Origin of the sequence: Chryseobacterium arachidis (assembly GCF_900129245.1) — a bacterium.
In the GTDB taxonomy this organism is placed as follows: domain Bacteria; phylum Bacteroidota; class Bacteroidia; order Flavobacteriales; family Weeksellaceae; genus Chryseobacterium; species Chryseobacterium arachidis.
Genome location: NZ_FQUT01000005.1, coordinates 85,350 through 98,310, shown reverse-complemented (window position 1 = coordinate 98,310; position 12,961 = coordinate 85,350). Strand labels below are relative to the sequence as shown.

The window sequence follows — 12,961 nt, the reverse complement described above, 5'->3', positions numbered from 1 at the left end:
AGAATTACAACTCTATACTTTTCTGATTTTGAAGATCGTACAGAATAATTTTCACGTGACTGCTTTTATATTTATGCTTCAGATATAATCCTATCTTATTGTAAATCTCAATTTCCGGTATGGGCGCTGACTTAATTTCTTCCAACGCCCAGTTTTGTAAATCAATACAATTCAATCCTGTACAGAAATTATTTTTATCGGGCGTAAAATAAGGTGATAATTCCATTTCTTTATCCGAAACACAGATATACATGCAATTCCCCTTTCCTGAATACAGGCTGAATGAAAAATACTGATACCAACTGCCAAAAAAACTGAAAAGAGGCATCACAAACCACAGAACCATCCAATACCAATGATACACAAAAACTTTTTTGTCTAAAGAATTGATTGGTTTTAAATAAACAATCATGAGAATAAATATCATTGCTAAGTTCCAAGGCCAGATCACAGAATTGTATTTCAAGCCAAACGGACCGATAAATATCAAAATCGTGAAATGCATAAACATCAGAAAGTAACTTATTGTTTTTTTTGATTTTGATACAAGAAGCAACATTGCCAAAATAACTTCAACAATCGGAATGAATAAGCCCGCAAAAAAGAGCTTGTATTTTAAAATAAATTCCATGGAAAGCCCAAGAAAATTAACGAGAACCATATTCAGCCAAACCTCGGAGAGAAAACCTCTGTTCATTTTGTGAATGCCACTGAAAAGATAAATGGATACCAAAAATAGGTGGCTTAGTAACAGAATGTTTTTAGGCTTATAGAAATTAATGATCACAATAAGTACAAAACATAAGTACATGTATTCCCACGGCTGCCACCTCACAGTGTCCAATGCGCAACTTAAAAGCTCTGACAGAATCAAGGTAATTAATACTCCTCTATTTTCTTTAAAACAAATTATTATCAATAAACTTAAAAGAGACAATCCAAATAGAATCTGATGCCAAAACTCAGGAATATTTTTTAAAATATCCAAAGGTGGAATTACCGGATAAAGTCTGTCAGAAACCCATGTTTTATAACTCCACAGCTTGGTAATAAGCCAGAAAAAAGCAATCATTTTTACGAGGTAGATAACTTGTTGTTTTGAGACATCTTTTTCCTGCATGGAATTTTTGGTAATATTTCTATCAAAAATATTAAATTCCATCGGACCGATAAAGCTATTTCAACAGAATAAAAGAGCATCTCAAACTTACTGTCTGAGATGCCCATATATTTTTATAAATATTTAAATTAATCCCTTCTTCCCCCCATTAATAAAGACACAAAGTAAAGAAGCTGTGCTAATGAACCTAATGCTGCTACTAAATAAGTCCTTGCAGCCCATCTTAAACTGTCCTGAACCCCAACAAATTCTTCCGAAGTGACGGTTCCTGTATCTTTCAGCCACTTCATCGCACGATTACTCGCATCATATTCCACAGGAAGCGTTATAAAAGCAAATAATGTCGTTAAAGCAAACATGATAACTCCAATCATTAAGATCAATTTATTTCCACTCATCGCCATTACCAGAATACCTCCCATGATCACAAACTGCATCAGATTTGAACTGATACTTACAACCGGAACCAATTTCGATCTGAGCTGCAACATAGAATACCCCACTTTATGCTGAACGGCGTGGCCGCATTCGTGGGCAGCAACCGCCGCTGCTGCCGCATTACGCTGCATGTAAACAGCTTCGGAAAGATTTACTGTTTTATTTTCAGGATTATAATGATCTGTTAACTGTCCCGGAACTGAAATTACCTGCACATCATTAATCCCGTTATCCCTCAACATTTTTTCTGCCACTTCTTTTCCGGAAAGTCCGTTTCTAAGGTGTACTTTGGAATAATATTCAAATTTCGATTTCAATTTCCATGAGACATACCAGCTCACAGCCAGTGATATGATAATAATAAGATAATAACCACCCATTTTATGTATATTTAATAATAATTTTTACCCTACAAGATGTAAAAACTATGCCAAAGTATTGTATTTAAATATTTATATTTGCTTACTAATTACCCCTTAAACACTATGTCAAAAGTTTCAGTAATTGAAGTAAAAACTGCGGGTCAGCTAATGCAATTCGTAAGATTTCCGATGGATTTGTATAAGAACAATCAGAATTATGTTCCGTCATTTATCAATGACGAAATCAATATATGGAAGTCTGGCGAAAACCCTGCTCTGAAATATTCTGAAGCTAAGCAGTTCCTGGCCTATAAAAATGATCAACTTGCAGGAAGAATCGCATTGATTATCAATCATAAAGAAGAAAAAGAATTGGGAATAAGAAAAGTCCGTTTCGGGTGGATTGATTTTATTGATGACGAAGAGGTTTCCAAAGCATTGATTCAGACAGCAATTGATTATGCCAGAGAGAAAAAAATTGACAAAATTGAAGGGCCTATGGGATTTACCAATCTGGATAAAGCAGGAATGCTGACCCTGGGTTTTGACAAATTGGCAACCATGATCGGCATTTACAACCATGAATACTATCCTAAGCATCTTGAAAAATTAGGATTGGTAAAAGAAAAAGAATGGGTAGAATTTGAAATCATGTTTCCCGAGTTCCTGCCAGAAAAGATTCATAAATTCAACGCTTTAATTTCAGAAAAATATAAGCTGAAGGTGTTGAGATTTAAGAAAAAAGAAGAAATTCTGCCTTATGCAGATGCCATGTTTGATCTTTTGGACGAAACCTATAAGCATCTTTCCACCTACACTCCTATTTCGGATGAGCAAAGAAAAACATATAAAGAAAAATACTTTCCACTTTTAAACAAAGACTTTATCATTTGTATTGTGGACGAAAATAATCACCTTATTTCTTTTGCCATTACAATGCCTTCCTATTCAAAAGCTTTACAGAAATCCAAAGGAAAACTGCTTCCGTTTGGATGGTGGCATTTTTTACAGGCCGGAAAGAAGAATGACCGGGCTAATTTTTATCTGATCGGAATTCATCCCGATTATCAGAGACGAGGCGTTACCTCTATTATTTTTAAGGAAATCTGGGATGTTTTCAAGAAAAAAGGAGTTAAATACCTGGAAACAAATCCTGAACTGGAGGAAAACAAGAGTATTCAGCTTTTATGGCAGGATTATAACCCCGTAAATCATAAAAGAAGAAGAACCTATTCGATGGAAATTAAATAAATTTCATCATCAAAAAATTAGACTTATCTGTAAGTTTTAAGAATATGAGACCACAACTTATCATTTTCGGGATTTTAATTGCCGGATTTATTATTTACAATTTATTTTTTCAGCTGGCAGATGACAGAACAAATACAGCGGTGAATATATTCTATGGAAGTATTCTTTTTGCATATATTTCCTTCATGGCGTATTCTCTCCTTAGAAAAATGAAAAAATAAGCTTTATTTTTAATGATTCTAAATTATACGTTTTATCCATTTTCAAGCCACTTTTAAGCTGATAAATTTCATGCTTTCTTGTTTATTCGCTAAATTTGCAAATTGAGATAATAATGCAAAAATGAATTTACCTGAAAGTTATATTCCAATCCTATTACAAGCAGGTGTTGCGGTGGCATTCGTAGCCGTTTCTTTGCTTGGAGCGCATTTTTTAGGGCCAAAACAGAAAAAAGGAGATTCTGTGAAAAACCAAAGCTGGGAATGCGGTGTCCCGGTAGAAGGAAATGCAAGAACGCCGTTTTCCATCAAATACTTTTTGACAGCGGTATTATTCGTACTATTCGATATTGAAATCGTATTTTTTTATCCATATGCAGTCAACTTCAGAGAATTCGGAATGGAAGGATTCTTGGCAGTACTTACCTTTGTGGCAATTTTCTTCATGGCATTTTTCTATGTCTGGAAACGCGGCGCATTAGATTGGGATAAATAAGGAATTATAAATTTTAAATTAAAATTTTAGATGGTGATTTTTAATTAAGGTTAACATTAACAATAATTTAGAATCTAAAATTTAAAATCTAAAATCTACTAAAATGTCAGATAACAAACCAGTAATAAGAACAGATGCACCTGCTCCGGAAGGATTTGAAGGAGAAGGGTTTTTCGCAACGAAACTGAGCAGTGTAATCGGGATGGCCAGAAAGTTTTCGCTTTGGCCGTTGCCTTTTGCAACCTCTTGTTGTGGTATCGAGTTTATGGCTACCCTGAACCCGACGTATGATGCTTCAAGATTTGGTATGGAAAGAAACTCTTTCTCACCAAGACAGGCAGATATGCTGATGGTTTGCGGAACTATATCTAAGAAATTAGGACCAGTCCTAAAAGAAGTGTACACTCAGATGGCAGAGCCGAAATGGGTTGTAGCAGTGGGAGCTTGTGCTTCCAGCGGTGGTATTTTTGATACGTATTCTGTATTACAGGGTATCGATAAAATTATTCCTGTGGACGTTTACGTTCCGGGGTGTCCTCCAAGACCGGAGCAGATTATCGAAGGCGTAATGCAGGTTCAGGCTTTGGCAGAAAGTGAAAGCATCAGAAGAAGAGATATGCCTGAATACCAGAAACTATTAGATTCTTACAACATAAGCAACTAACGGAAATGACAAACGAATTTGTATTAGAAGCAATCACAAGAGAATTTCCGGAGTCTGTCATCGCGAGCTCTGAGCCGTATGGTATGCTGACAATTGAGGTAAAAAAAGAAGATTTGAAGAAAATCGTTCATTACCTTAAAGATTCATCATTAGAAATCAATTTCCTTACAGATATTTGTGGAATCCATTACCCCGAATATCCTGAGAAGGAAATCGGAGTAGTTTATCATTTACATAACATGATGACGAACTTCAGATTGCGTCTGAAAATCTTTATGTCCAGAGAAAATATCGAAGTGGATTCTTTAGTGGAATTATACGCAGGAGCCAACTGGATGGAAAGAGAAACATATGATTTCTACGGAATTAAATTTAAAGGACATCCTGATCTTAGACCTATCTTAAATATGGAAGATCTTGGATACCACCCAATGTTGAAGGAATATCGTTTGGAAGACGGAACAAGAACCGACAAGAACGATAGCATGTTCGGAAGATAATAGCGGAAGGCAATTAGCCAAAAGCAAATAGCTAAAAGCAAACATTATGAAAGATAACTCATTATCTAATATACTAAACCAGTACGACAGTAAGGAGCAGATTGACGGACAGTTATACACCCTCAATTTAGGACCAACCCACCCTGCAACGCACGGGATTTTCCAGAATATCTTAACGATGGACGGAGAAAGAATCCTTCACGCAGAGCAAACTGTAGGGTATATCCACAGAGCATTTGAGAAAATTTCTGAAAGAAGAAACTATTCTCAGATCACCACCCTTACCGACCGTATGAATTACTGTTCTGCACCCATTAACAATTTAGGTTGGCACATGACAGTGGAGAAGCTAATCGGAGTTGAAGTTCCAAAGCGTGTAGATTATATGCGTGTCATTTTAATGGAATTAGCAAGAATCGGTGACCACCTTATCTGTAATGGTGTAACCGGGATGGACTCCGGAGCAATTACTGGTCTTACTTATATGTTCATCGAAAGAGAACGTATTTATGATATGTACGAGCAGATCTGTGGCGCGAGAATGACTACAAATATGGGAAGAATCGGAGGTTTTGAAAGAGATTTCACTCCAAAATTCCATGAGTTATTAAAGGATTTCCTTAAAACTTTCCCACCAAGATTCAAAGAATTCTGTACTTTATTAGAAAGAAACAGAATTTTCATGGACAGAACCATCGGAGCAGGAGCAATTTCTGCAGAAAGAGCGCTAAGCTATGGTTTCACAGGTCCAAACTTACGTGCGACAGGTGTAGATTATGACGTGAGAGTTGCACAACCTTATTCTTCTTACCAAGATTTCGACTTTATTATTCCTGTGGGAACATCAGGAGATACTTACGACCGTTTCATGGTTCGTCAACAAGAGATCTGGGAATCCATTAAAATCATCAAACAAGCATACGAAAATCTTCCTGAGGGGCCGTTCCACGCGGATGTTCCTGATTTCTATCTTCCTGAAAAGGCTGATGTTTATCAAAAAATGGAAGCTTTGATTTACCATTTCAAAATTGTAATGGGAGAAACTGATGTGCCTAAAGGTGAAGTTTACCACGCTGTAGAAGGTGGAAACGGAGAATTAGGATTCTATTTGGTGAGTGATGGTGGAAGAAGTCCTTACAGACTGCACTTCAGAAGACCATGTTTTATCTACTACCAGGCATATCCTGAGATGATTACAGGTTCTGTAATTTCTGATGCGATCGTAACGATGTGTAGTATGAATATTATTGCGGGAGAATTAGACGCATAAAATTGTAAAAAGTACAATGTAGGATGTACAATGTACTTGAAAATATAAATAGTTAATAAATACTTTGTACTTTGTACAATGTACATTTTACAACAAAATAAAATGAGCGAAACAATAGCTTTTAAACCGGAAAGTTTAGCACAGGTACACAAAATTATCGCAAGATATCCTGAAGGAAGACAAAAATCTGCCCTTCTTCCTGTACTTCACTTGGCACAAAAAGAATTCGGAGGATGGTTAGACGTTCCTGTGATGGATTATGTTGCTGAATTATTAAGTATTAAGCCAATTGAAGTATATGAAGTAGCTACTTTTTATACGATGTTCAACATGAAGCCGGTTGGTAAATATGTTTTGGAAGTTTGCAGAACGGGACCTTGCATGGTTTGCGGAAGCGAAAAAATCCTTGATCATATCAGAACTAAACTGAACATTAAAGACGGACAAACTACGGAAGACGGAATGTTCACACTAAAGCCTGCAGAATGTTTGGGTGCTTGTGGATATGCTCCGATGATGCAGTTAGGAAAATTCTTTCACGAAAATTTAACGATAGAAAAAGTTGACGAAATCCTAGATCTTTGCAGAGAAGGACAAATCGCTTTAGACTAAAATAAATTTTAAACTAATTAAAAAAGGCGCAAAAGCTGTCACACTGAGCTTGCCGAAGTGTAGTGTAGCCATTCGCCAAAAGCATATAACAATGAGTAAAAAACTTTTACTTAAAGACGCACATATAGAAGGTATCCGCTACTTTGAAACATACCGTAAACAGGGAGGTTACACAGCAGCTGAAAAAGCCTTGAAAATGACACCGGACGAAATTCTTGAAGAAGTAAAGGTTTCAGGACTTCGTGGACGTGGTGGAGCTGGATTTCCGACGGGGATGAAATGGAGCTTTTTGGCAAAACCGGAAGGCGTTCCAAGACATTTGGTTGTGAATGCCGATGAATCTGAACCGGGAACTTTCAAAGACAGATATCTGATGGAGTTTCTTCCTCATTTATTGATTGAAGGAATGTTGATTTCATCTTACTGTTTAGGCTCAAACGTTTCTTATATCTATATCCGTGGAGAATATTCCTGGATTCCTGATATTTTAGAAGAAGCGATTGAAGAAGCTAAAGCAGCAGGATTTTTAGGTAAAAATATTTTAGGAACCGGTTTCGACTTGGAAATCTACGTTCAGAGAGGTGGTGGAGCCTATATCTGCGGTGAAGAAACTGCATTGCTAGAATCTCTTGAAGGTAAAAGAGGAAACCCTAGACTTAAACCGCCATTCCCTGCTGTAAAAGGACTTTGGGAAAGACCAACGGTTGTAAACAACGTTGAATCTATCGCGGCAATTGTTCCAATTATTGATATTACAGGAGCTGAATATGCTAAAATCGGAGTGGGAAGATCTACAGGAACAAAATTAATTTCTGCTTGTGGAAACATCAACAAACCTGGAGTTTATGAAATCGACATGACCATCACTGTTGAAGAATTTATCTACTCTGAAGAATATTGCGGAGGAATTAAAGACGGAAAAAGATTAAAAGCTTGTATCCCTGGAGGAAGCTCAGTTCCGATCGTTCCTGCTAATTTATTATTAAAAACCGTAAACGGAGAACCAAGATACATGAACTATGAATCATTAGCAGACGGTGGTTTCGCTACCGGAACAATGATGGGTTCAGGAGGTTTCATCGTGTTAGATGAAGACCAGTGTATCGTAGAACACACCATGACTTTGGCGAGATTCTATAATCACGAAAGTTGCGGACAATGTACTCCTTGCCGTGAAGGAACGGGATGGATGTACAAGATTTTAAAGAAAATCGAGAAAGGAGAAGGAAAAATGGAAGATATCGATTTGCTTTGGGATATCCAGAGAAAAATCGAAGGAAACACGATTTGTCCATTGGGTGATGCAGCAGCTTGGCCTGTTGCAGCGGCTATTCGTCACTTCAGAGATGAGTTCGAATGGCATATTAAAAACCCAGAGTTGTCACAAACTCAAAATTACGGATTAGCACATTATGCAGATCCAATTCCTGCTGTTGAAAATAATGCTTAATTATCAATGAAGAAGTTTATTGCTGTAGGATTATTGTTGTCAAATTTTATTTTTGGACAAGAGCAAAATCCTAATAAAACTGTAGAACTTGGAGATGGAATCAGAGCAGCAAAACCCAGCTTCAAAAAAGGAGCAATGTTTGTTTTTTGGGGTTGGAACAGAGCTGGTTTTAGCAAATCTGATATCAGATTTAGAGGTAATGGCTATGATTTTACATTAAATAATGTTGTAGCACATGACAGACCATCAGAATTAAGCATGGCATATATAGATCCTACAAGGCTTTCTATTCCTCAGTTTAATTTCAGATTAGCTTACTTTATTAAAGATAATCTGGCTTTAGTGGTTGCTCAGGATCATATGAAATATGTGATGGATCAAAATCAAGTAATTGATTTTAACGGAAATATTTCGGATCCTAAATATGCATCAATGGTACAAAACGGAAAGGTAGATGTTACGGATGAGCAATTTCTTACCTTCGAGCATACCGATGGTTTGAACTATGTGAATTTGGGGCTTGAAAAATATAATAATCTGCTAAGCAAAAAGAATTTTGATATTTTTTGGGCTTACGGAGGTGGTGCTGGAGTAATGTTTCCTAAATCTAATGTAAAATTATTTGGAAACGAAAGAAGCGACAGATACCATATAGCAGGATTTGGTGCGGATGCCAGAACGAATATCAATTTCGTTTTTTGGAAGCATATAATGGCAAGAGTGGAAGGTAAATTTGGCTATATCAATATGCCGGATATCAAAACTACTTTAAACAACAAACCTGATAAGGCTTCTCAGGATTTTGTATATGCGCAATTCAACTTTGGAATCGGATATACATTTAATACAAAAAAGTATAATTAAAATATAGCTAAAGCTTTTAACAGCATAAGCGAAAAGCATAGAATATGAGCGAAGAGGTTAAAAAATTCAAAATAACTATAGACGGACAGACTACCGAAGTTTTGCCGGGTACTTCTATTTTGGAAGCTGCCAGACAAATCGGTGGAAAATCTGTACCTCCTGCAATGTGCTATTATAGCAAATTGGAAACCAGCGGAGGAAGATGTAGAACTTGTCTTGTAGAAGTTTCTAAAGGGTCGGAAGCAGATCCTCGTCCTATGCCAAAATTGGTTGCAAGCTGCAGAACCAACGTAATGGATGGTATGGAAGTAAAAAATCTTACTTCTGAAAAAGCTCAGGAAGGTAGAAAAGCTGTCACTGAGTTTTTGTTGGTTAATCACCCATTAGATTGCCCTGTTTGTGATCAGGCCGGTGAATGTCACCTTCAGGATCTGGGCTATGAGCACGGAAATCTTCAGACAAGAACTGAGTTTGAAAGAAATACTTACGAAGCAGATGATCTTGGTCCTCACATCAAATTGAACATGAACCGTTGTATTCTTTGTGCAAGATGTGTATTGGCTGCAAACCAATTAACTGGAGAAAGAGAGCACGGAATTCTTTTCAGAGGAGATCACGCTGAAATTTCAACCTATTTAAATAAAGCTTTAGATAATGATTTCATCGGAAACGTAATCGACGTTTGTCCGGTAGGGGCATTAACAGACAGAACTTCTCGTTTTGCAAGCAGAGTTTGGTTTACAAAACCAATGAACGCTACTTGTAAATGTGACAAATGTTCAGGAAAAGCTACAGTTTGGATGAAAGGTGACGAAATCGTGAGAGTTACTGCAAGAAAAGATCAGTGGGGAGAAGTTGAAGAATTCATCTGTGATACTTGCCGTTTCGAAAGAAAAGAACTTTCTGACTGGAACATCGAAGGTCCTAGACATATCGACAGACATTCAGTTATTTCATTGAATCACTATGAAAAACCAAAGGATGAGCTAAGAGTTTTAGACAATCCGATGGCGAAAGAAATCAGTGAAAAAGACGAAAAATAATTTGAAAATTTGATAATGAGTTAATTTGAAAATGAAACTTCTGGTTTGGCGAAAACAACTTCCATCCTCCAGCTTCCATCTTCAAACCTCTAATATCTAACATCTATAAAAATAAAAATGGATTTACTTACATTTAAACTTATACTTGTACTAGCGCTTTTCCTGCTTTCGTTAACGATTGCAGCCTACTCTACCTGGGCAGAAAGAAAAGTTGCCTCTATCATGCAGGATAGAATTGGTCCCAACAGAGCTGGGCCTTTCGGATTGCTGCAGCCTCTTGCTGATGGTGGAAAGTTTTTCTTTAAAGAAGATTTTACACCTCAAAATGCAGAAAAATTCCTTTTCGTATTGGGGCCGGCTTTGGTAATGTTTATTTCATTAATCACGGGAGCAGTTATTCCTTGGGGTAAAAGTTTAAATATTGCAGGTACTTCTTATGATCTTCAGGTGGCTAACATCGATGTTGGTGTACTTTTCATCATCGGAATGGCTTCAATTGGGGTTTACGGAATCATGATCGGAGGTTGGGCTTCGAACAACAAATATTCATTATTAGGTGCTATCCGTGCTTCTTCTCAGATGATTTCTTACGAATTGGCGATGGGATTGGCTTTGCTTTCTATCATTATGATGACAGGAAGTTTAGATTTAAAAGAAATTACGGCAAGTCAGACCAACGGAAAACTTTGGGGATTCATTCCATGGGTTTCTGGTCTTAACTGGAATATTTTCTACCAGCCGATTGCTTTTCTTGTTTTCTTTGTAGCAGCTTTAGCAGAAACCAACAGACACCCTTTCGATTTACCTGAGTGTGAATCTGAATTGGTAACCGGATATTCTACAGAATACTCATCCATGAAATTAGGTTTATATATGTTCGGTGAATACGTGAATATGTTTATCTCTAACGCTTTCATGGTGGTTCTTTTCTTCGGAGGTTACAACTATCCTGGAATTGAATGGGTAACTCAAAACTGGGGTGAAAACACTGCAGGAATCTTGAGTATAGTAGCATTTTTAGCTAAAACAGTGATCGGAATTTTGATCTTCATGTGGATCAGATGGACGCTTCCAAGATTTAGATATGACCAATTAATGCACTTAGGTTGGAAAACGTTAATTCCAATGGCATTGGTAAACTTATTAATTACAGGAGCTGTAATTTTAGCGTTTGCAAACTAGAATAATTTGAAAATTTGAAAATGAGCTGATGTGAAAATGCGATGATGCGATAAACTTCCATCTTCCAGCTTCCATCTTCTAACATTTAATAATAAAAGAAAATGAAACTTACGAACAGATCAAAAGTTGTTTCTAACAAAGAAATGACCCTTGCTGAAAAAATCTACTTACCTGCGATTTTTACAGGAATGGGGATTACATTTAAGCATGCTGTAAGAACCGTATTGAAAGGTGCTCCCGCAGTATATTCGTATCCGGAAGTACAGAAACCGAGAGCAGATATCTGGAGAGGTCAGCACGTTTTGAAAAGAGACGAGGAAGGCAGAGAAAGATGTACAGCTTGCGGACTTTGTGCGGTGGCGTGTCCTGCAGAAGCAATTACAATGACTGCTGCCGAAAGAACCAAGGAAGAAAGAAATCTTTACAGAGAAGAAAAATACGCATCGGTATATGAAATCAATATGCTGAGATGTATTTTCTGCGGTATGTGTGAAGAAGCTTGTCCTAAATCTGCGATCTATCTTACAGACAGATTGGTAGACGTGGAAACCAACAGAGGTTCTTTCATCTATGGAAAAGATAAATTGGTTGAAAAAATAAATGAAAGGATTGATATCACTGAAAGACAATCCGAGAAACAAAAAAATGCGGTAAAATAATGGATCAGTTTTTATTTTTCTTGGTGGCGTTTTTAGCAGTGGCAAGTGCGGTTTATTTCGTATTTGCCAGAAATCCTTTATATGCTATTTTGTCATTAATTGTTACAATGTTTTCTATCGCAGGTATGTACATCCTTCTGAATGCACAATTCCTGGCGATTATCCAGATTATTGTTTACGCCGGAGCGATCATGGTATTATTCCTTTATATCCTGATGATGCTTAACCTTAATAAACAAGACGAAAGTAAGAAGAACAATACTTTAAAATTTATTGGAGTTTTTACAGCAGGTCTTTTATTAACAGGAATTTTGGGCGTATTCAGAGGTGTTCAGCAAAACCACGTTGTTGTTGAAAATGTAGACAAAGGCGTTGGTTTGACGAAAAATCTGGGTAGACTTTTGTTTAATGAATATGTTTTACCGTTTGAGCTTGCATCCATCCTTATTTTGGCAGGTATTGTAGGTGCGGTATTAATCGGTAAAAAAGATTTATAAAATTATGGGAGAAGTAAATACATTTATACAAAGCATCCCTCTGAATTATTTCATCATTCTTTCTTCTGTATTGTTCAGTTTAGGAGTGTTGGGTGTATTGTTGAGAAAAAATGCTATTGTTATTTTGGGTTGTGTTGAGCTTATGCTAAATTCTACGAACCTTTTATTGGCTGCATTTTCTGCGTACAAAGGTAACGGAGACGGACAACTTTTAGTTTTCTTCATTATGGTGGTTGCTGCTGCGGAAGTAGCGGTTGGTTTGGCAATTATTGCTATGCTATATAGAAATACCCGTTCTGTTGATGTAAGTATATTTAATAAATTAAGAGGATAAG

At 36.8% G+C, this 12,961-nt stretch carries 16 protein-coding genes; 14 read left to right on the top strand and 2 right to left on the bottom strand.

The window, feature by feature from the left end; genetic code table 11:
- Positions 1-4: 4 nt before the first annotated feature.
- The gene (locus BUA89_RS11195; RefSeq protein WP_072957453.1) at positions 5-1,162 is read right to left on the bottom strand and encodes a hypothetical protein; all 1,158 of its coding nucleotides are present in this window, start codon (positions 1,160-1,162) and stop codon (positions 5-7) included.
- A gap of 86 nt (positions 1,163-1,248) precedes the next feature.
- Positions 1,249-1,938 carry a zinc metallopeptidase gene (locus BUA89_RS11190; protein WP_072957452.1) on the bottom strand — a complete coding sequence of 230 codons (690 nt, stop codon included), beginning with the start codon at positions 1,936-1,938 and terminating at the stop codon, positions 1,249-1,251.
- A 105-nt stretch (positions 1,939-2,043) separates the two neighbouring features.
- Between BUA89_RS11190 and BUA89_RS11185 the strand changes: the two genes are divergently transcribed.
- From BUA89_RS11185 to nuoK, 14 genes are all read left to right on the top strand, one after another.
- Entirely contained in the window at positions 2,044-3,171 is a 1,128-nt protein-coding gene (locus BUA89_RS11185; RefSeq protein ID WP_072957450.1) for a GNAT family N-acetyltransferase, read from the top strand.
- Positions 3,172-3,215: 44 nt separating this feature from the next.
- Positions 3,216-3,392, top strand: a complete 177-nt coding sequence (locus tag BUA89_RS23130) for a hypothetical protein (protein WP_178362456.1) — start codon at positions 3,216-3,218, stop codon at positions 3,390-3,392.
- A 121-nt stretch (positions 3,393-3,513) separates the two neighbouring features.
- Complete coding sequence (locus BUA89_RS11180; protein WP_072957447.1) at positions 3,514-3,885, top strand: NADH-quinone oxidoreductase subunit A; 372 nt, start codon at positions 3,514-3,516, stop codon at positions 3,883-3,885.
- 103 nt (positions 3,886-3,988) lie between these two features.
- Complete coding sequence (locus tag BUA89_RS11175) at positions 3,989-4,549, top strand: NADH-quinone oxidoreductase subunit B (protein ID WP_047397471.1); 561 nt, start codon at positions 3,989-3,991, stop codon at positions 4,547-4,549.
- A 5-nt stretch (positions 4,550-4,554) separates the two neighbouring features.
- Positions 4,555-5,049 (top strand): NADH-quinone oxidoreductase subunit C, encoded by a 495-nt coding sequence (locus BUA89_RS11170; RefSeq protein WP_072957443.1) that lies wholly within the window; start codon positions 4,555-4,557, stop codon positions 5,047-5,049.
- A 46-nt stretch (positions 5,050-5,095) separates the two neighbouring features.
- On the top strand, positions 5,096-6,319 hold the full coding sequence (gene nuoD, locus BUA89_RS11165; RefSeq protein ID WP_072957440.1) for an NADH dehydrogenase (quinone) subunit D: 1,224 nt from the start codon (positions 5,096-5,098) through the stop codon (positions 6,317-6,319).
- Positions 6,320-6,421: 102 nt separating this feature from the next.
- Positions 6,422-6,931: an NADH-quinone oxidoreductase subunit NuoE family protein gene (locus BUA89_RS11160; protein WP_072957958.1), complete on the top strand. Its 510-nt coding sequence runs from the start codon at positions 6,422-6,424 to the stop codon at positions 6,929-6,931.
- Positions 6,932-7,022: 91 nt separating this feature from the next.
- The gene (gene nuoF, locus BUA89_RS11155) at positions 7,023-8,381 is read left to right on the top strand and encodes an NADH-quinone oxidoreductase subunit NuoF (protein ID WP_072957437.1); all 1,359 of its coding nucleotides are present in this window, start codon (positions 7,023-7,025) and stop codon (positions 8,379-8,381) included.
- 135 nt (positions 8,382-8,516) lie between these two features.
- Entirely contained in the window at positions 8,517-9,245 is a 729-nt protein-coding gene (locus BUA89_RS11150) for a hypothetical protein (RefSeq protein WP_378158951.1), read from the top strand.
- 44 nt (positions 9,246-9,289) lie between these two features.
- The gene (locus BUA89_RS11145; RefSeq protein ID WP_072957430.1) at positions 9,290-10,288 is read left to right on the top strand and encodes an NADH-quinone oxidoreductase subunit G; all 999 of its coding nucleotides are present in this window, start codon (positions 9,290-9,292) and stop codon (positions 10,286-10,288) included.
- A 117-nt stretch (positions 10,289-10,405) separates the two neighbouring features.
- Positions 10,406-11,470 (top strand): NADH-quinone oxidoreductase subunit NuoH, encoded by a 1,065-nt coding sequence (nuoH, locus tag BUA89_RS11140; protein WP_072957427.1) that lies wholly within the window; start codon positions 10,406-10,408, stop codon positions 11,468-11,470.
- Positions 11,471-11,571: 101 nt separating this feature from the next.
- Positions 11,572-12,129 carry a NuoI/complex I 23 kDa subunit family protein gene (locus tag BUA89_RS11135; protein WP_072957424.1) on the top strand — a complete coding sequence of 186 codons (558 nt, stop codon included), beginning with the start codon at positions 11,572-11,574 and terminating at the stop codon, positions 12,127-12,129.
- Complete coding sequence (locus tag BUA89_RS11130) at positions 12,129-12,626, top strand: NADH-quinone oxidoreductase subunit J family protein (RefSeq protein WP_072957421.1); 498 nt, start codon at positions 12,129-12,131, stop codon at positions 12,624-12,626. Before BUA89_RS11135 ends, BUA89_RS11130 begins: the two co-directional genes overlap by 1 nt.
- Before the next feature lie 4 nt (positions 12,627-12,630).
- A complete protein-coding gene (gene nuoK, locus BUA89_RS11125) occupies positions 12,631-12,960 on the top strand; it encodes an NADH-quinone oxidoreductase subunit NuoK (protein ID WP_062652978.1) in 330 nt (109 codons plus the stop codon).
- The last annotated feature ends 1 nt before the right edge of the window (position 12,961 follow it).